Below are 18533 nucleotides of genomic sequence, written 5' to 3'. Positions count from 1 at the left end.
AAGGCTCCCGGACTGTGAGCGGCTGACCGCTCGCGTGTGATCAGGGTTAGGAATCGCCATCATCGGCACGCACAGCCATCAGCACGCGTTGCAGGGTGGTGATGCGTGGGTCCCCGTCGGGGCCGTCCTTCTGGGCGAGGTCCAATAGAGTTTCGAGTTCGTGCTGCGCGGCGCGCGGCTGCCCGGCCTCCCACAGCAGTTGGGCTAGTCGGTAGCGTAGGTCCCAGACTGATTCGTGGCCCGCGCCGCGTGTACGTGCCCAGCCCTCTGCCACTTTCTTGAACTCCTTGGCACCTGCTGCTGGCTGCCCCGTCCGGCTCAGGCCTTCGCCGAGGTTCTTGCGCGCTATGAGAGTTTCCGAATGATCAGGTCCTAGTGTGCGTTTCCGACGCTCCACGACGTCATGAAACCGCGGAATGGCCTGTGCGACCCGCCCCTGATTCGCCATCGCCATCGCGAGGTTGTGATTCGTCGTCAGAGTCTCTGGGTGGTCATCTCCAAGGAATCTCTGGCATGCATCTAGAGCATCGCAGTACTCCGCCTCTGCTTCGGCGAACCGCTGTTGAGCGCTGAGCAGAAAGGCTAGGTTGCCCCAGATGAACAGGGTCAGGCGATGCTTGAGCCCCAGGACACGGGCGCTTGCTGACAGGAGTTCGCGGTACGCGGCTTCGGCTTCGGTGACGGCTCCCCTGTCGTCCAAAATGCGGGCGAGGGAATGCCTCGTGGCCAGTGTCTCGGGATGCTCGGGGCCGAGCCGACGCTCCTGGATTTTCAGAATCGCCGAATGCTCCTTCTCCGCTTGGTCGAGGTTGCCCTGTTTGCGCAGTGCTACAGCGAGGTTGTGGCGTAGCGTCAGCACGAGGGGCTGATCGTTGGAGTGCTTGCTGGCGGCATCCTTAAGAGCCTCGCGGTAGACCAGGATTGCTTCTTCAATCTTTCCGAAGTCCTTCAGGGTGACTCCGAGACTATTGCGGGCAGTGATCGTGTCGGGATGTGCAGGCCCAAATCGCCGAAGCTCCGCGTCGGCGATCTCCCTCAGCTGCCGAATGGCCTCTCGCAGTCTTCCGCGCGCGTGGAGAACAGTCACTAGATCGTGTCGGACATCCAAGCGCCCAGCATCGTCATCCGGCAACGTGTCTAGCGCCTGCCGCAATTGTGCCTCCGCGTCGTCGAGGTTTCCTTGCTGCAGTAAGAGGGCACCGAGCGAGGCACGGACACTGGCGACGTTCCGGTGCGAGCTACCGAGTACACGGTCCTGGAGGTCTAGGACTTTGCGCATCTCAGATACCGCGTCATCAGTTCGCGCGACGCGTCCCAAAGCCATTGCCCACGCGAAACGCGCATTGAGCGTGACCGGATGCTGCTCGCCATGGCGTGCGGTAGCCGCCTCCAGGATCGCCTTGTACTCCGATTCGGACTCGGTCACTTCACCAAGGGTGCGCAGCGCCGCAGCATGGCTATTGCGGCTGACCAACACGTTGGGGTGGTCATCGGTGAGTTGTTCTCTCTGCGCGTCGGTCAACTCCCCAAAGACCGCTGCTGCGCTTCTTGCGTCGAGTTCCCCTTGCCGCATTTGCAGTACAGTCAGGACGTGGCGTGCGTCGAGTGTCACGGGATGATCTGGCCCGAGAATGCGAATTCGCGCATCCAGTACTGTCCGAATCTCCACTTCTGCCGCTGTGAATTCCTGACGCAATATGAGGGTGGACGCGAGGTTCGCGCGAGTGATCAGCGTAGATGGGTGCTCAACCCCGAGAGCCTCCTCTTCCAGCCGGAGGACCTGGCGGAAAACTTCCTCGGCACGTTCATTCTCTCCTTGGTCACGCAGCGAGATCGCGAATTCGTGTTGGGCTTCGAGGACATCAGGGTGCCTTTCCCCTAACTCGGCTCGCAGCCCCTCAAGTACCAACTTTCCTTCGGCCGCTGCATCATCGAGGCGGCCCATGCTTCTGATGCAGATGGCACGGGCGTGGCGCGAACGCAACGTCTGAGCTGCCTCGGCACCGAACAGCTGCGTCTCATGGCGGATCACCTCGTCGTACTCGTGCTCCGCCTCCGCGAGCTTCCCCCTCTCCGAAGCCACTCTCGCGCGTTCGTAGCGCAGGGATAGGGTGGTTGAGTCAGCTGCTCCGAGACGTTCTACGCATTCCTCCGCAATGCGGTCCAGCTCGGACTCGGCAGACTTCAGATCGCCCATCTCCTTAACTGCAATTGCTCGGTGTCTGCGAAGGTTGACTCCGACCCAGAGGTTGGCAGCTGCAGAATCGGAGCGCTCCAACGCTTCGTCCGCCAACTTGCAGGCCGTCTCAAAATCGCCCCGGAAGTGCAGATATGAAACGGCTACCCCGGCGCAGAGCAACACTGCAGTAAGACGATCGTCGGCAGGAGCGCCCGATCGCGGCAACCTGTTCAACAAGACCAGCCAATGCGGGACGAGCCCCTGCCAGGCCGGCCAGGAACTCGGATCACGCGGATTCTCCGAATGTGGAGTGGCCGCCACCAGCAGGTCAGCCGCCGAATCCCACACCTCTCCGTAGTCCTCGTGTCCCGAGAGGAGCGGGGCGACCGACACCTCGGCGACCAGACGATGGATCTGGTACTCGGGTTCCGCCGCGAGCGTTTCGGCGACGATGAGACCGAACCTGCGCAGGCCGCCTAGGGCCTTTCTGATTGCGCGCGGCTCCAGGTCTTTCGGCCACATCGTGAGGCGAGCAATCGTGGATGGATTGAGTAGGGAGTTGGGCAGGGATGCGGCTGGAGCGAAGCAAGACAGCAGTTGCAGCACGCCACGGGCATGAGCAGTGCCCTGACGTTCGAGGAGAGCGAGTGACAGTTCCCAGGTGCCGGCAATGGTCCGTCGTGCCCGTTCCTCCTCGCTGCGAAGATCCCCATACACTCCCTCCGTCGCGTCGTCGAGGAACAGCGGGGAGTCTTCGAGCACGTTGATGTATTCGGTGAACGTTTGAGCTTCGGCCAATGGATCACCGTATGCCTGGGCTAGGTATGTGCCGGCCAGGTGAAGTGCGAGTGGCAGGAACCCCAGTCGGTCGGCCAGAGTCCTGGCGGAGCAAGTGTCTCCTGCTTCCGGAGCTAGTTTCTGGAGTGCCTGGCCTGCGAACTCGACAGCCAGGACAGCAAGTTGATGGAAGCGTGCAATTCTGTCGCCCCAGGATCGCTTGTTGCCATCGCGCGTGGTGACCAGCACACCTTGTGACCTGCCGACGGGTGGCCTCACCCAGCTCGTAGCATCGGTCAATGCAGCACCGGGACAGGACAGCACGTCGAGATCGTCGGCATCGTCGAAGACGAGCAGCCATGGGCGGTCTAGAGCCGTCAGATGGCGCCACACAAGATCCGCGGCGGGCCGTCCGCCCTTCTCCCAGGCATGGGCGACATGGTCAGCCGGTGCCCCGGCTAGGAGGGCCACGTGCCGCATCCCATCCGCCACGGCAGCCGCGGAGCTGGCGTGAATCCAGAAGACTTCGGCGCCAGCTTCTTTGGTCTGTTGGGCGGCGCTCAGAGCGACCGTTGTCTTGCCCACTCCGCCCATTCCAGACAGGACATCGATACGCGCACGATCTACTTCGTTGGGTTGCGTCAGAGCCGTGAGGATTCCGTCCCGCCCTAACACGGCCTCCGGAAGTCGGCCGAAGGGCGCCTCCACAGATCCGAGTGCGAGTAGTTCCTGCAAGGAAGGCGTGGGTGCAGTGAGGCCGGTACCTACGTTGATGTTGACGGCAGCGTGGAACTCTGCCCCTGGAGCGTTGAGGCCCGTAGAGCCTACGACCCTGTTGGCTGTTGCCTCCGGAGAGGCCTCGGGCGGCTCCGCCGTCATTGCGCTTGCTCAGGCCGACCGAAGGACATGTGTACTTCGCTGTTGAACGTTGCCCCCGGCGCGTTCAAGCCCTGGGAGTCCCGTACGGCATTGACGGTTGTACCCGCAGGCTGCCCAAGAAGGGACAACCAATCTTCCATCTCGCGCCGGAACTCCGGGTCCGCCGCAGCCTCGCGGCGCAGCTCCTCGCTCAGTAGAGCGAGGGCAGCCTGATCATCGCTGTCCCGCGTCTCCAGAGCCGCGATGGTGGGCTCGTTGCCAGAGAACCGGCTCCGCAGCCGTTGCCAGAGATCAGTCACGACAGCTTCGCTCAGGCTTCCGCTGGCACCGCCCAATGCCGCAAGTGCCAGCTCGCCGAAGGCCAAGTCCATTTCCACCCCCGTGAGTTGCTTCGCCTCAATCATGCCGAGGTGTCAGTCTAGTGGCGTGGAGGTCCCCGTGGAGCCGCCGTGCGAGCGCCACCGGCGCTCCATTGAGTGAAGGCCACTTGGCGTTGCTGTCGCGCTGCCTCAGCGTGAGGGGCTCCTGGACGTTGGCTTGTGCTGCTCCCGCCCTTCTTCCCCGTGATGCAGCGGAAGAACGGCCCCGGCGTGACGGGCGTACGGCGAACGCGTAGACGTGCTCAGCGTCCGGGTGTCGCCGTCGGTGTCGGCAGGGGTTGCACGACCGTGCGCTCACCCGGGACCGCCCGCTCCCTGACCGTGGGGTGGCCAGGACCCGAAGGCCACTCGCGGAACCGCCGGAAGAGCATCGGGACACCCCGTGCGGTGGACGGATCGGCACTGGTCATGGCCTGCATGTGCACATGCGGCTGGGTGGAGTTGCCCGAGTTGCCGCAGTCGCCGACGTACTGGCCCTCCACGACCTTCTCGCCGGCGGACACGCTGATCGACCCGGCCCGCAGATGCGCCAGGAGGAGGTAAGTGCCGCTGTCCGGGACCGAGATGACCACGTGGTTGCCCGCGACGGCGTTCACCCCCCGGCGGACCCGTGCGGCCTGGCCCAGCGCGTACGGCACCAACGCGGGCTGGGACCGGCGGGCTTCGTGATCGTGTTCGCCGTCGTGGACGGCGACGACGGTGCCGTCCCTGGGGGCCGAGACCGGCCGGCCGAACGCGTGGAACAGGTCCGGCGGCTCCGTGGCGAGGAAAGTCCGCCAGCTGCGGCTGCCGGCTGTCCGGTGGCGTTCGTCGACACCGACGAAGTCGATGGCGTACCGCCCGCCGAACATGTCGGTCCCGTGGCTCGGAACGCGCCTGGCCGGGCTGTTCTCGACGCGCCACCGCCCGGTGAAGGGCAGCGAGACCTCGATCGCCCCGGCCCACGCGCTCGGTGACGCCGGTTCACCTGCCATGGCCACATCGTAGGCGGGCCCGCCACGTCGGGGGTCTCGTCCGTACAGAGACCCGGGCAGGCGACGCCCCGGCCGCCACGGCTACAGCTCCGCGCCGAACCGTTCGGCGGTCTGCCGCAGCAGCGGGGCCAGTTCGGCGGCGCGGGCCACGTCCATGCGCGTGCTGGGCGCGGAGACCGTGACCGCGGCCACGCAGGTGCCGTAGCGGTCGTGGACGGGAACTCCCACGCCGTGCACGCCGCTGACGCTCTCGTCGATGTTGAGGGCGTAGCCGCGGGCGCGGGTGGCGATCAGGTCGTCCAGGAGCGCGTTCACGTCGGGGAGCGTGGCCGGGGTCAGGCGCCGCAGTCCGCGGCGGTAGCGCGTGCGTGCGGCCTCCGGGGGGAGTTCGGCGAGCAGCGCCTTGCCGCCCGCGGTCGCGTAGGCGGGGACGCGGTCGCCGGTGCGGGTACCCACGCGCAGCGGGTGGGGGCCTTCGACGCCGTCTGCGAAGCGTGAGTCCGGGCCGTCGAGGACGAGCAGGTTGGACGTCTCGGCCGCGGTGTCGCGCAGCCGGACGAGGTGGGGACGCGCGACGCGGAGGAGCGCGGGCTCGTCGACGGGGCCCCTGGCGAGGCCGAGCAGGACGGGCCCCAGGCGGTAGCGCCGGCCGGCGGGTTCCTGCTCGACGAAGCCGTGGCCGCGCAGCGTCGTCAGCAGACGGTGCGCGGTGGAGCGGGCGACTCCCAGGTGGTCGCTGATGTCGGTGAGCCGGGCGTCCTGACGGCTCCGCAGGAAGACGAGCGTCCGCAGCGCGTTGCCGACGGAGCTGGCGGCGTAGGCGTCGTCGGAACCGTTCGAATCGTTCGGCATAGCAGAAAAGTTTAGCTCTCATGTTCCGCCGACCGCTGCGTGTGCCTAGCTTGGCCCCGCCTGCCGTCCCCCCACGTTCGCGGCCCGGGCGTCCGTCACAGCACCAACAGCCACGGAGAACCGGAGAACCCATGAAAGCCGTACCGGGAGACCCCTCTTCGGCCGAGCAGGGCACGGAGGGCGCGGAGACCAGGGAGACCACGGACACCGGGGAGCCGGGAGGGCGCCGCCGGTGGCGCTCGTGGCACACCCTGTGGGTTCTGCTGCTGCTCGGCTGGACGGTCAGCGCCGCGGACCGGGCGGTCACGGGCCCCGTGGTGACCTGGATGATCGACAACGGGGTGGGGTTCCTCGCCGACGCGGAGAACCCCCACGCCCTCGGCGGCCTCGTCGGCGGTCTCTTCTTCGCGGGCTACATGCTCACGCAGTTCCCCGGCGGCTACCTCGGCGACCGCTACGGCCACCGGACGCTCATCGTCGTCAGCCTGCTGTGGGCGGGCGTGGCGACGCTGCTCACCGGCTTCGTCGGCGGTCTCGTCGCGTTCATCGTCGTCCGCGTCGTCACGGGTCTCGGTGAGGGCGCCTTCTACTCGAACGACCGGACGCTGATCACCGCGACGACGCCCGAGCGCGACCGCAGCCTGGCCATGGGCGTCGTCATCACGGGCCTGTCCATCGGCATCACGATCGCGATCGTCTTCACCCCCGAACTGGTGGAGTTCGGCGAGCTGTTCCTGGCGCACGTCGACGCGTGGCGCATGGTCTTCTGGGTGCTGGGGCTGGCGACCGTCGTGGTGGCCGTGGTCGTCGGGTGGTGGTTCCGCGCGCATCTGACGTTCTCCGGGCTGTCCCGGGCGACGCTGCACCTGGGCGCGTACGCCGCCGTCTCGCTGGGCCTCGTCATGGCCGTCTACTGGCTGGGGACGAGCGCGGGACTGTCCGAACTGTGGGTCGCGCTGCTCGAAGTCGCCCTCGCCGTCGGTCTGGTGCTCTTCGCGCTGGCCCGCAAGGGCACGGAGATCGGTCCGGTCGTCAAGAACCGCGACCTGTTCCTGCTGTACGTCTGCAACATCGCGATCCTCTGGAACCTGTGGTTCTTCAGCTTCTGGTCCGTCTCCATCGTCGCGGGCGCGGCCGACTCCTCGTTCATGAACGCCGCGCTGACCGCCGGGTTCAACGCGGGCGCCGGCATCCTCGGCTTCCCCGCGGGCGGCTGGCTCTCGGACCACGGGCTGCGCCGCGGCTGGGGACGCAAGGGGATGATGCTGACCTTCACGGGCGTCCAGGCCGTGCTGACGCTGGCCTTCGCCTGGTACCTCAGCGCGGCTGCCCGGCCGTCCCTGTGGATCATGGGACTGCTGCTGTTCACCGCGAGCCTCTTCTTCAACGCCCTCCAGCCGGTCGGCCACGCGCTGACGGCCGAGCTGGCGCCGCCCCGGCTGCGCGGCTCCGCGTTCGGGATGGAGAACCTCATCGGTGAGATGGGCGCCGTGCTCTCCCCGGCGATCAGCGGCGTGCTCCGCGACAAGACCGGCGGGTGGGCCGCCGCGGTGTGGATGGACGCGGTGATCGTCGTCGTCGGTTTCTGCATCCTCACGCAGGTCCGCTACCGGCCGCCGTCCGACGCCTGACCCGCCCGCGCGTTCGCGGACGGCGCCCGACCCCCGCCGTACCGCGACGTGCCGTCCCGCCGTGGACGCGGACCGCAGCCGCACCATGAACCAGGAGACCCGCAGCCATGCAGACCGTCCGTGAGGCCGCCCTGGAGGTCATGCGCCGGTACGGCCTGACCACCGTGTTCGCCAACCCCGGTTCCACGGAGGTGCCCTTCCTCGCCGGCCTCCCCGACGACATCCGCTTCGTGCTCGCGCTCCACGAGGGTTCCGTCGTGGGCGCGGCCACCGGATACGCCCTCGCACGGGACGCCCCCGCCCTCGCCCTGCTGCATACCACCGCAGGGCTGGGCAACGCCGTGGGCGCCCTGTCCACCGCGCGCGTCAACAAGGCGCCGCTGGTGGTGATCGTGGGTCAGCAGGACCGGCGCCACCTGGTCCAGGAGCCCTTCCTCGCGGGGCGCTTGGAGCAGCTCGCGGGCGACTACCCGGTGACGACGGAGACGCCGCCCCGCGCGCAGGACGTCCCCGGCGCCCTCGCCAGAGCCGTGCACGCCGCCCGCACGATGCGGGGCCCCGCCCTCGTCATCGTGCCCATGGACGACTGGGCGCGGCCCGCCGAGAGCCTGCCGCTCCCCGCCCCGGAGGAGCTGCGCCTGCCGGCCGCCGCCGACACCGCGGCGGCCGGTGAGGTCGCCGCTCTTCTCGGCTCGGCATCCGCCCCGGCACTCGTCGTGGGCGCCGGGGCGGACCATCCCGTCACCTGGGAGGCCCTGACGGCGCTGGCCGGACGGCTCGACTGCGACGTGTGGCAGGAGTCGTTCGGTGCGCGGGCGGGCTTCCCGCAGGACCATCCCCGCTTCGCCGGGCACCTGCCGGCCGACCGCCCGAGGCTGCGGGCGGTGCTTGCCCCCTACGACCTGGTGCTGACGGTCGGCGCTCCCGTGTTCCGCCAGTACCCCTACGAGAGCGGAGCCCTGACCGGGCCGGGCACGCGGCTGGCGCTCGTCACGGACGACCCGGCGGAGGCGCGCCGGGCCCCGGTCGAACTGGCCGTCGTCGCCCGGCTGCCCGCGTTCTGCGAGGCGCTGGCGGACGCGGCCGGTGCGGACGGCGTGGCAGAGCCCGCTGCGGGCGGCGGGCCCTCCGCGGGCGTCGCCGGTGCCGGGCGGGCGCCGCAGCGGCGGCGGCCCCGGCGGGAGAGGCCGGCTCCGCCGCCTCCGCCCGCTGAGGGAGGGCCGCTGCGGGCCGCGCACGTCCTCGCCGAGCTGGCCCGGCTGCTTCCGCCGGAGACGGTGCTGGTCGAGGAGACCCCGTCGAGCCGGCCGGACCTGCACGCGCTCGTGCCCGCACGCCGACCGCTGGGCTTCCTCAGCGCGGCGATGGGCGCGCTCGGGTTCGCGCTGCCGGCCGCCGTGGGCGTGCGGATGGGAGCGCCCGAGCGTCCCGTGGTGGCGGTGGTGGGGGACGGGTCGTCGCTCTACCAGATCCAGGCGCTGTGGACGGCCGCGCACTACCGGGTGGGCGTCCTCTTCGTCGTCCTCGCCAACGGCAGGTACGCGATCATGGACCGGCTCGCGGAGAAGGCCGGACGCTCCGCGCCCTGGCCCGCGTTCGAGGAGGTCGGCATCGCCGCCGCCGCCCGCGCTCTGGGCTGCCCCGCCCGCCGCGTGAGCGACCACGCCATGCTCCGGGCCGAACTGGAGGGGCTGCTGCCGGAGCTGGCGGACAGAAGCGGTCCGCTCGTGCTGGAGGTCGAGGTGGCGGCGGACGAGCACTTCCAGCCCTGACGCCGGGGGTGAGGGGCGCCCGGGAGCGCCGGGCGAACGTCCGGGTGCGGCCGGGCGGATGCCCGGGGGAGGGGCGCGGACAGGCCGAAGGGGCGGCACTCGCACGCGTGACACGTGCGGGTGCCGCCCCTGCGGTGTGCGGTGCCGCCGGCGGCCGCGCTCCGGGTGCGTCCGGTGGCGTCAGAGGCCGACGCCGTGCTGGCGCAGGTAGCCGACGGGGTCGACGTCCGAGCCGTACGCGGGGCCGTTGCGGACCTCGAAGTGCAGGTGCGGGCCCGTGGCGTTGCCGGTCGCGCCGACGGCGCCGATCTGCTCGCCCGCGGAGACCTCCTCGCCGGCACGGACGGACACCGAGGAAAGGTGCCCGTACTGGCTGTACTTGCCGTCGTCGTGCCTGATGACGACCTGGTTGCCGTACGAGCCGCCCCAGCCGGCCTGTACGACGATGCCGGGCGAGACGGCCTTCACGCCGGTGCCCGTGGAGGCCGAGAAGTCGACACCCGTGTGCTTGCCGCTGGACCAGCTGCTGCCGGACGCCCCGTACGGGGTGCTCGTGCCGCCGCTCACGGGAGCGGAGAAGCCGCCCTGGGAGCCGGATTCCGCGGAGGACTCGGTGGCGCTGGACTTCTTTGCCGTGGCGCCGGAGTCCTGGGCGGGCTTGTCGGCGGAGGGCTTCGCCTTGCCGCCGCCCTTCAGGGTCAGCTTCTGGCCGGGCAGGATCAGGTCCGGGTCGGAGCCGACGGTCTCGCGGTTGGCGTCGTAGAGCTTCTTCCAGCCGCCGTCGACGTTCTCGTCGGTGGCGATCCGGTAGAGCGTGTCACCGCGGGAGACGGTGTGGAAACGCGAGCCCTGCGGCTCGGACTCCGACGCGTCCTCGGCCTTGTCCTTCTCGGCCTTGTCCTTCTCGGGCTTCGGCTTCGGCTTCTGCTGTTCCTTCTGCGAGGACTGCGAACCGGACTCGCTGTCGGGCGAGATGTCCGGGGCCCCGCTGTTCTGGGTCAGGCCGGCCTTCGGGCCGCACAGCGGCCAGGCCTTGGGGCCCTGCCCTTCGAGCACCTTCTCGGCGATGGCGATCTGCTGGTCCTTGGTCGCCTGGTCGGCGCGCGGCGCGTACTTGGTGCCGCCGTAGCTCGACCAGGTGCTCTGGGTGAACTGCAGGCCACCGTGGAAACCATTGCCGTTGTTGATGGACCAGTTGCCCGACGACTCGCACTCGGCGACCTTGTCCCAGGTGCTCACCGAAGCGGCGTGGGCGCTGCCCGTGCCGACGAGTGGAAGGGCGATACCCGCGGCGCCGCCCGCGGTGATGGCGAGCGAGGCACGCGACATTCTCCGCGTGATGCGGCGATTGGACTGACGACGGTGACGACCGCGTCCGGACATAGGGCAGTTCCTCTCCTACGCCTGCGAGGTGAGCTGTCGGATTCGGGCTGGAGTTGCCCGGCCCACGCGAACACGAGGGGGCGTTCGCGTACGGCTTCACCCCTAGCCGTACGTGCGACCAGCCACGTACGGCACTTACCTGGTTCCCCCACTCCTGCCGCCGGGATTGCGTGATTGCCCGTGCCGGGCGGCAGGATTCGGCGTCCCGGCGGCGGGGCCACCGTTCCGGAGTCGCGGTGGCGACCGCACGTTAAGCAGAAGGAATTCGCGACCACAAGAAAGCAGACAGATGTCTCAGAAGGAAAAGATCACTGAATAGGGCACCTACCGGCGCATGAACAGCCAAGTCGCCTTGCTGAACTGGGGAATTGAACAGAGCCCCCGTACGGCCGGGATATTCGTGTGACGCTGCTCACGAATTGTCTGTGGTGGGAATCACGCTGTCCTCCGCCGTTCGTCCGGAGCCGGAAACGGAACCCCGTTCCGCCGCCCCCAGGGGGTGGTAGCGCCGTTCGGGCCGACCCGTCGTGCCGTACCGGAGGGTGACGCGCGCCGTGCCGGCCGTGACGAAGTGCTCGAGGTAGCGCCGGGCGCTGACCCGGGAGAGGCCGCTGCGGGCGGCGCACTCGGAGGCGGAGACCCCCGCTCCGCGGGTGCCGGCCTCCAGGGCCGTCCGCACGAGCCGCGCCGTCTGCTCGGTCAGGCCCTTGGGAAGCCTGGCGGGGGCGGCCCCGCCTGCCGGGCTCCCGTGGCCGTAGGGCCCGGGAGCCGCGCTGCCGGTCGCGGCAGCGCGGTCCGGGTCGGCGGCGCCGGGTGCGCCGGGGGCCGCCCGCGTGGCCCCGCTGCCTGCTCCCTCGTCGAACAGCCTGTCCACGTCGTCCTGTTGCGGCGCGTGCAGGGTCGCCAGAGCGGCACGGTGCTCGGCGTACCTGCGCAGGCGCTCCTTCAGGAGCTGTCCCTCGAAGGGCTTGATGATGTACTGCACGGCTCCGCCGCGCTTCGCCCCGCGCACCGTCTCGGCGTCCCGGGCTGCGGTGACGACCAGGACGTCTGGCCCCTCCTCGGGGTCGGCGCCGCCGCGCAGTTCGCGCAGGACCTGGAGGCCGGGCAGGTCGGGCAGGTACATGTCCAGCAGCACCAGATCGGGGCGGAGCTCCCGTACGGCGGCGAGAGCGTCGGTTCCGCTGTGCACGGCTCCCGCGACTTCGAACCCGGAGACCTGCTCGACGAGCGCGCTGTGCAGCCGGGCGACCATGAAGTCGTCGTCGACGACGAGTACGCGGATCACCGCTCGCCTCCTCTCCTGCGCCGTTCCCTGCGCCCGGACGCGGGTGTCGCCGGGTGCTGCCGGCCGCGCGGTGCGACAGGGCGTACGTACTGTGCTCGCCCGGGGCGTGTCCGGGGCGAGCTGTGCGATGGCACACCGCACGCGGCTTCGATCCCGGACGCAGGCCACTATGGCCGACAGCGCGGCCGCGGACCAAGGGCGGTGCCTCCCGCCTGCCTCTTGCCGTGCGTCTCGCCGCGAACCGTCCCGGCAGTCAGCCGTGCGTCTCGCCGCGAACCGTCCCGGCAGTCACAGGCCGCGGTAGGTGACCCCCGTCAGACGCTCGGAAGCCGCCCACAGCTGGCCCGCGGCGATGTCGTTGCGCGCCCAGGAGGCCCGCCACGACATCCCGGGGCCGCCGCGTACGCCGAGGATGCGGGGTCCGAAGAAGGAGTCGCCGTGCACGTACGGCGCGGTGGCGGCGTACAGCGAGGGCGCCGCGCCCTGGTCGGGGGAGGCGGCGAAGACCCTGTTGCTGAGCCGCGCGAGACGTTCGTACAGCGCGCTCCCGGCCAGTTGCGGCCCTCTGACCTGGAGCTCGGTCGCGGCGTAACCGGGGTGGGCCGCGGCGACCGTCAGATCGACTCCCTTGTGGGCCGCCCGGTGCGCGAGCTCGCGGACGAAGAGCAGGTTGGCCGTCTTCGACGCGGCGTAGGCGAGCATGGGGCGGTAGCGGCGTTCACTGCTGAGGTCGTTGATGTCGATGTTGGACAGCGCGTGCGCCATGCTGGAGACGGTCACGACGCGGGCGCCGGGGGCGGCAAGCAGCCGCTCCAACAGCAGCCCCGTCAGGGCGAAGTGACCGAGGTGGTTCACCCCGAACTGCGTCTCGACGCCGTCCGCTGTGCGTGCGTAGGGCACCGCCATCACGCCCGCGTTGTTGATCAGCAGGTCGATCCGCTCGTACGGCAGCGCCTCGGCGAAGCCCTGCACGGACGCGAGGTCCGCGAGATCCAGAAGCCGCAGCTCGGCCTGTGCCTCGGGGACCTGCGAGAGCAGCCTGTCGAGGGCGGCGGCGCCCCGCTGCTCGCTGCGGCACGCGAGCACCACGCGAGCCCCCCGCCGGGCCAGTTCGCGCGCAGTGACGTAGCCGATGCCGCTGTTGGCGCCGGTCACCACGGCGGTGCGGCCGCTCTGGTCGGGGATGCTGCGCGCAGTCCAGCTCATGCGAATCAGCGTATGGCGGGCGGCCCCTGAGCGCGAGAGAGCGTCGCGCGCCCTCGCAGTCCGGGTGAGCCGGGGCGCGGCGTTCGGCTGTTCCGCCGCCCGTCCGGCCAGCGGCCCGTCCCGTCAGCGGTCTGTGCGGTCAGCGGTCCGTACGGTCAGCCGTCGGCAGGGTGCACGCCGCCCCGAGCGGTGGGATCAGCCGGTCACCACTGCGTCGCGCCCGGCAGGCAGTCGTGGTGGACGAGGAGCGCGGCCGTGACCGCGTCGGGGCGTTCGGCTGTGGCGAGATGGGCCGCGCCCGCGACCTCCACCAGGGCGGCACCGGGGACGCAGTCCGCGATCTCCCGGGCGTACGCGGGCGGCGTGGCGGGGTCCTGGCGCCCGGCGACGGCCAGCGTGGGAACCGTCACCTCGGCGAGCCGGTGCCGCAGGTCGAAGACGGCGAGGGCGTCGCAGCACGCCGCGTAGCCGGCGGACTCGCACCAGCGCAGATCCTCGACGAGCGCGGCGCCGCGCGGGGTGCTCTCGAAACCGGGCGCGAACCACACGCCGGGACGTGAGGCGGCCATCGCCTCCGTGCCGTTCTCCCGTACGGACGCGGCACGCTCCTTCCATGCCGCCGGGTCGCCGAAGCGCGCCGCGGAGCAGACCATCGTCAGCGCGGTGAGCCGTTTCGGATGGTGCAGCGCCAGGTGCAGCCCGACGGCTCCGCCCAGCGAGACGCCCGCGTACGCGAACTCGTCCCACCCCTGCGCGTCGGCGGCGCGCAGCACCAGTTCGGCGATGTCGGCGACCGTCGCGCTGCCGTCGGTCGGGATCAGCTCACTGGAGGAGCCGGCCATGGGCTCCGCGGGCGAGGCGCCATGTCCCGGCAGGTCCCAGCGCAGTACGCGGTGAGTGCGGATCAGGGAGGGGAGCTGCGGCTCCCAGACGGCGAGCGAGGTGCCCAGCGAGGGGCCGAGGATCATCGGCAGGCCGTCGGCGGGCCCGTCCACGCGGTGATACGGCAGCGGATGGGACTCGAACAGGACGGGAGCGGGCACGGGGAAGTCTCCGGGGATGCTGTGGATGGCGTCTCACCGCGCTCCGGTGTCCGCCGCGCCGGCGGAACCGCCGGGGCGGCGGGCGTCGTGCGGTCTGTCCGGCTCGCCGTGCTGCCGGGTCTCTCTCATCCGCCGATTGTCCCCCGCCGCTCCGTCCTGCGGGACGCCCGCCGGGCCGCGGCGGAGAGCCCGGTCGGTGAGCGGGCCCGCCGAGCCGGTGTAGTGGGTGGGGTCGGTGAGGTCGCGCAGCCGTTCCCTGGAGAGCAGCTCCGGCAGTCGCGGCTCCTCTTCCTCCAGCGCCTCGTCCAGGGTGATTCCCTCGTCGACGGCCTTCCGCGAGGCGGCGTCGAGCAGCTTCCGCGCGCGTGCGCGCCCCAGCAGCGGGCCCAGGGCGACGGTGAAGCGCTCGCTGACGATCAACCCCTCGGTGAGAGCGAGGTGTTCGTGCATGCGGTAGGGGAAGACCTGCAGCCCTTCCGCCAGTTCGGCGGCGGCGTGCGCCGCGCCGCCCGTGAGCCGCAGCAGTTCGCGCACCGGCTGCCACTCGGCGTGCCAGGCGCCCGCGGGGCGCTCGTCCTCGGCGGTGAGGCAGCCGAGCACCGTGGAGGCGAGTGCGGGGGCCTGGCGTGCGGCGGCGGCGATGAGGGTGGCCCGTACGGGATTGGCCTTGTGGGGCATGGCGGAGGACGTCCCTCCGCCGCCCTCGCCGACTTCCCCGACCTCACTGCGCGAGAGCACCAGTACGTCGGCGGCGAACTTGCCCAGGGCCGCGCAGGCGAAGCCGCAGGCGGACCCGAGGTCGGCGACGGGCGTGCGCAGGCTGTGCCACGGAAGGCGGGGCTCCGCCAGGCCGAGTTCACGCGCGAATGCGGCCAGGAGCCGCAACCCGACGTCCCCGCCGTCGTGTTCGCCGGAGGCGACTTCTGCCTGTGTGCCGGACGCCGCCGGGCCCGGGGACGCCGCCGGACCCGGGGCGTCGTCCGTCGCGCTCCGGCCGTCCGCGTCGCGTGAGCCGTCCGGTTCCGCCGCCGCGTCGCGCGCTACGGCCGCGTCCGCCTCGGCGTGCGCGGCGAAGGCCGCCAACGTGCCCGCGGCTCCGCCGAGTTGCACCGGCAGGTCCGCGCGGGCGGCGGCGAGCCGGTCGTACGCGTCGAGTACGAGGCTGCGCCAACCCGCGACCTTCAGCCCGAAGGTGGTGGGGACGGCGTGCTGGGTGAGCGTCCGTCCCGGCAGGGGGGTGTCGCGGTGCTCCGCCGCGATCATGGCCAGCTCGCGTGCCGTGCGCTCCAGGTCGGGCAGCGCCTCGTCCAGCGTGCGGGCCGCGACCAGCATGAGGGCCGTGTCGAGGATGTCCTGGCTGGTCGCGCCGCGGTGGACGTAGGCGCCGGCGTCCGGCCCGGCGGCGTCGGCGAGGTCCGCCGCGAGCGGGATCACCGGATTGCCGCCGGAGCGTGCCCTCAGCGCCAGGCCGCGGACGTCGAAGCGCTCGGCCCGCGCGGCGGCGGAGACCGCCGACGCGGCCGAGGCGGGGGCCAGCCCCAGGGCCGCCTGCGCCCTGGTCAGCGCGGCCTCGGCGTCCAGCATCGCCTGGAGCACCGCGGCGTCGCCGGAGGCGGACTCGGCGCCCGGGCCCGTCCGTACCGGAGCGAGCAGGCCGACGTCGTCCGGGAGCGGCCCGGAGGCGTGCCGGGAGCCGGGGTCTGCTTCCGCGTCTGCGTCCGCGTCACTGGAAGTCAAGGAAGACCGTCTCCTTCTCGCCCTGCAGCCGGATGTCGAAGCGGTACGAGCCGGTGACCCGGTCGGCCGTCGCCATCAGGGTCTCGCGCCGGACGGGGGCGAGCGAGGCGAGGAGCGGGTCCGCGGCGTGTGCTTCGGCGTCCTGTGGAAAGTACACGCGCGTGAAGAGGTGGTGCAGCAGCCCGCGCGCGAAGACGCACACACTGATGTACGGGGCGTGACCCGGGCGGGCGCCGGGCGGCAGCGTGCGGATGCTCCAGTGGCCGGCGGCGTCGGTCGCGACGCGGGCGAAGCCCGTGAAGTCGACGCCGTTGCGCCCGAGGAACCCGCCGTCGACGGGGTCGCGGCGCATCGAACCGGGAGCGCCCGTGAGGTCGCCGTCCGGATCCGCCTGCCACATCTCGAGCAGGGCGTCGGGGACGGGGGCCCCCGCCCCGTCGTACACGTGCCCGTGCAGGACGACGGCGTCCGTACGGTCCGCCGGGACGATCTCGCCGCCGCCGGGGAAGGGGAGGGCGTAGCCGTAGAAGGGCCCGACCGTGTGCGACGGGGTCGGCTGCGGGGAAGTCATCGGCGGCCCTCCTCGAACCAGGTGGCGGACGGTCCGTCGAGGACGATGTCCCAGCGGTAGCCCAGCGACCATTCCGGCTGGGACAGGCTGTGGTCGTACGTCGCCACGAGTGCCTGGCGTGCGGACTCGTCCGTCACGGACTGGAGGATCGGATCGTGGTCGAACAGCGGGTCGTTGGGGAAGTACATCTGCGTGATCAGCCGCTGTGTGAACGCGCTGCCGAACAGTGAGAAGTGGATGTGGGCGGGACGCCAGGCGTTCTCGTGGTTGCGCCACGGATACGCGCCGGGCTTGACCGTCGTGAAGGTGTAGCTGCCGTCGTCGCCGGTCAGGGTGCGTCCGACGCCGGTGAAGTTGGGGTCGAGCGGTGCGGGGTGCTGGTCGCGGAGGTGCGCGTAGCGCCCCGAGGAATTGGCCTGCCACAGCTCGATCAGCTGACCGCGCACGGGCCTGCCCGCGCTGTCGAGGAGCCGACCGGAGACGGTGATCCGCTCGCCCAGCGGCTCGCCGTGGTGCTGCCGGGTCAGGTCGTGGTCGAGGTCGGTGACGTCTGTCGCGCCGAACACCGGCGTGTGCAGTTCGACGGTCTCCGGATCGCCGTGCACGGGCACGAGCGGCTGCTGGGGGTGCCGCAGTGCGCTGCTGCGGTAGGGCGCGTAGTTCCGTGCGGGGTGACGCGCGGCGGGTGCTCCGGCGGCACGCGACTTCTCGTACGCGTCGCGCAGCTCGGCGACTTCACGGTCGATGTCCTGCTGGCTGAGAGGCATGGGACGTACTCCTGTCGGTCCTTGCGGACGGACACCGGGACGGGCACTCTGCGCAAGAATTGCTCAGTGTGCTGAGTATTTCTGCGAGGTCTTGCTGACGTTGCCACTGTGGAACAGATGCGTCAATAGCAGCGGAAACGCGGGATGCCCCTCGACACCCGGTGCCTTGCGCCGGGGAGAATCATTCAGTACACGATCAGTCGGTACACCCATGGAACCCGCCGGGACGGACCTCGGGCGTGAGGGAGAGCGGATGGCAGCGGTCGATCTGAGCACGCACCCGGGGCATCTGGCCCGGCGGCTCCAGCAGGCGCACTCGCTGCTGTGGGGGGCGATGGTCTCCGAGGAGACCACGTCGCCGCAGTTCGCCGTGTTGAACGCGCTGCTGGAGAAGCCGGGCATGGACCAGCGCACCCTCAGCGAACACGTGCACCTGGACCGTTCCACCATCGCGGACATCGTCGCCAGGCTGGCGGGGCGGGAGCTGGTCGAGCGGGTGCGCGACCCGGCGGACGGCCGCCGCAACGTGCTGAGGCTGACCGAGCAGGGCAGGCGCGTGCACGGGAAGCTGGTCACCCGGACCGACCGGATGAACCGGGTCTTCCTCGCGCCGCTCGACGGCGAGGAGCGGGAGACCCTGCTGCGGCTCATCGCCCGGGTCGCCGGTGCGGCTGAGGAACTGCGGGGCTGAGGGCTCCCGCGGCGGCCCAGAGGCGGGGAGCGGCGCCGCCGGAGTCAGCGCGTGCGGGAGCGGAAGACCGGGACGGACGTCGCCGGGTCGTCCAGGCAGCGCCCCGTCCGCAGGTCGAAGCGGTGTTTCAGCAGCGGCGAGGACACGAACGGCATGCCGCCGGCGGAGCCGATCAGACCCCGCGAGAGGACGTACGCGCCGGTGAACGGATCGCGGTTGCCGATCACATGGACGTGCCCGGCGCGGTCCCTGAAGACGGCGGCCTGCGTACCGCTGGGCAGCAGCACGGCGACGCCCCGGCCGGGCACGAGCACGTCGAGAGGGCACACCGCTGCCCAGCCGGGCCCGTCGCGCACCTCGACACGGGGCGCGGCGCCGCTGTCCGCGGGCCCGGTACGAGGGG

General features: G+C 70.9%; 15 protein-coding genes and 1 riboswitch. Of the genes, 3 read left to right on the top strand and 12 right to left on the bottom strand.

The window, feature by feature from the left end; all coding sequences use genetic code 11:
- Window positions 1-46: 46 nt before the first annotated feature.
- From H181DRAFT_RS28290 to H181DRAFT_RS06605, 4 genes are all read right to left on the bottom strand, one after another.
- On the bottom strand, window positions 47-3541 hold the full coding sequence (locus H181DRAFT_RS28290; protein WP_158715418.1) for a tetratricopeptide repeat protein: 3495 nt from the start codon (window positions 3539-3541) through the stop codon (window positions 47-49).
- Window positions 3542-3831: 290 nt separating this feature from the next.
- Window positions 3832-4239: a hypothetical protein gene (locus tag H181DRAFT_RS06615; RefSeq protein WP_045863280.1), complete on the bottom strand. Its 408-nt coding sequence runs from the start codon at window positions 4237-4239 to the stop codon at window positions 3832-3834.
- A gap of 218 nt (window positions 4240-4457) precedes the next feature.
- Window positions 4458-5189, bottom strand: coding sequence for a M23 family metallopeptidase (locus H181DRAFT_RS06610; RefSeq protein ID WP_045863515.1), 732 nt, complete (start codon window positions 5187-5189; stop codon window positions 4458-4460).
- Between the two features lie 81 nt (window positions 5190-5270).
- Entirely contained in the window at window positions 5271-6041 is a 771-nt protein-coding gene (locus tag H181DRAFT_RS06605; protein ID WP_045863279.1) for an IclR family transcriptional regulator, read from the bottom strand.
- Window positions 6042-6172: 131 nt separating this feature from the next.
- On the opposite strand from H181DRAFT_RS06605, the gene H181DRAFT_RS06600 reads away from it, so the two are divergent.
- Both H181DRAFT_RS06600 and H181DRAFT_RS06595 read left to right on the top strand, forming a co-directional pair.
- A complete protein-coding gene (locus H181DRAFT_RS06600; RefSeq protein ID WP_078895539.1) occupies window positions 6173-7672 on the top strand; it encodes an MFS transporter in 1500 nt (499 codons plus the stop codon).
- Window positions 7673-7779: 107 nt separating this feature from the next.
- A complete protein-coding gene (locus H181DRAFT_RS06595; RefSeq protein ID WP_045863278.1) occupies window positions 7780-9444 on the top strand; it encodes a thiamine pyrophosphate-dependent enzyme in 1665 nt (554 codons plus the stop codon).
- 180 nt (window positions 9445-9624) lie between these two features.
- Here the strand turns inward: H181DRAFT_RS06595 and H181DRAFT_RS06590 are convergent, their stop codons facing one another.
- From H181DRAFT_RS06590 to pcaH, 7 genes are all read right to left on the bottom strand, one after another.
- Complete coding sequence (locus H181DRAFT_RS06590; RefSeq protein ID WP_045863277.1) at window positions 9625-10827, bottom strand: transglycosylase family protein; 1203 nt, start codon at window positions 10825-10827, stop codon at window positions 9625-9627.
- A 5-nt stretch (window positions 10828-10832) separates the two neighbouring features.
- Window positions 10833-11010, bottom strand: a riboswitch (cyclic di-AMP (ydaO/yuaA leader).
- 229 nt (window positions 11011-11239) lie between these two features.
- Window positions 11240-12115 carry a response regulator gene (locus H181DRAFT_RS06585; protein ID WP_074467739.1) on the bottom strand — a complete coding sequence of 292 codons (876 nt, stop codon included), beginning with the start codon at window positions 12113-12115 and terminating at the stop codon, window positions 11240-11242.
- Between the two features lie 288 nt (window positions 12116-12403).
- The gene (locus H181DRAFT_RS06580; RefSeq protein ID WP_045863276.1) at window positions 12404-13321 is read right to left on the bottom strand and encodes an oxidoreductase; all 918 of its coding nucleotides are present in this window, start codon (window positions 13319-13321) and stop codon (window positions 12404-12406) included.
- A 203-nt stretch (window positions 13322-13524) separates the two neighbouring features.
- Complete coding sequence (locus H181DRAFT_RS06575; protein ID WP_045863275.1) at window positions 13525-14364, bottom strand: alpha/beta fold hydrolase; 840 nt, start codon at window positions 14362-14364, stop codon at window positions 13525-13527.
- A gap of 33 nt (window positions 14365-14397) precedes the next feature.
- Window positions 14398-15948 (bottom strand): lyase family protein, encoded by a 1551-nt coding sequence (locus H181DRAFT_RS28285; protein ID WP_078895576.1) that lies wholly within the window; start codon window positions 15946-15948, stop codon window positions 14398-14400.
- 139 nt (window positions 15949-16087) lie between these two features.
- Window positions 16088-16672 carry a protocatechuate 3,4-dioxygenase subunit alpha gene (gene pcaG, locus H181DRAFT_RS06555; RefSeq protein ID WP_045863274.1) on the bottom strand — a complete coding sequence of 195 codons (585 nt, stop codon included), beginning with the start codon at window positions 16670-16672 and terminating at the stop codon, window positions 16088-16090.
- On the bottom strand, window positions 16669-17439 hold the full coding sequence (pcaH, locus tag H181DRAFT_RS06550; protein WP_045863273.1) for a protocatechuate 3,4-dioxygenase subunit beta: 771 nt from the start codon (window positions 17437-17439) through the stop codon (window positions 16669-16671). The genes pcaG and pcaH overlap by 4 nt, the downstream gene beginning before the upstream one ends.
- A 253-nt stretch (window positions 17440-17692) precedes the next feature.
- Here pcaH and H181DRAFT_RS06545 point away from each other — a divergent pair, with 253 nt between their 5' ends.
- Window positions 17693-18130, top strand: a complete 438-nt coding sequence (locus tag H181DRAFT_RS06545; RefSeq protein ID WP_045863511.1) for a MarR family winged helix-turn-helix transcriptional regulator — start codon at window positions 17693-17695, stop codon at window positions 18128-18130.
- Window positions 18131-18174: 44 nt separating this feature from the next.
- Here the strand turns inward: H181DRAFT_RS06545 and nirD are convergent, their stop codons facing one another.
- Window positions 18175-18486 (bottom strand): nitrite reductase small subunit NirD, encoded by a 312-nt coding sequence (gene nirD, locus H181DRAFT_RS06540; protein ID WP_045863510.1) that lies wholly within the window; start codon window positions 18484-18486, stop codon window positions 18175-18177.
- Window positions 18487-18533: the final 47 nt, after the last annotated feature.

The sequence above is a fragment of the Streptomyces sp. WMMB 714 genome (assembly GCF_900090125.1).
Classification (GTDB): Bacteria; Actinomycetota; Actinomycetes; order Streptomycetales; family Streptomycetaceae; genus Streptomyces; species Streptomyces daqingensis.
The sequence above is the reverse complement of the archived record's forward strand: the minus strand, read 5'-3'. Positions and strand labels throughout refer to the sequence as shown.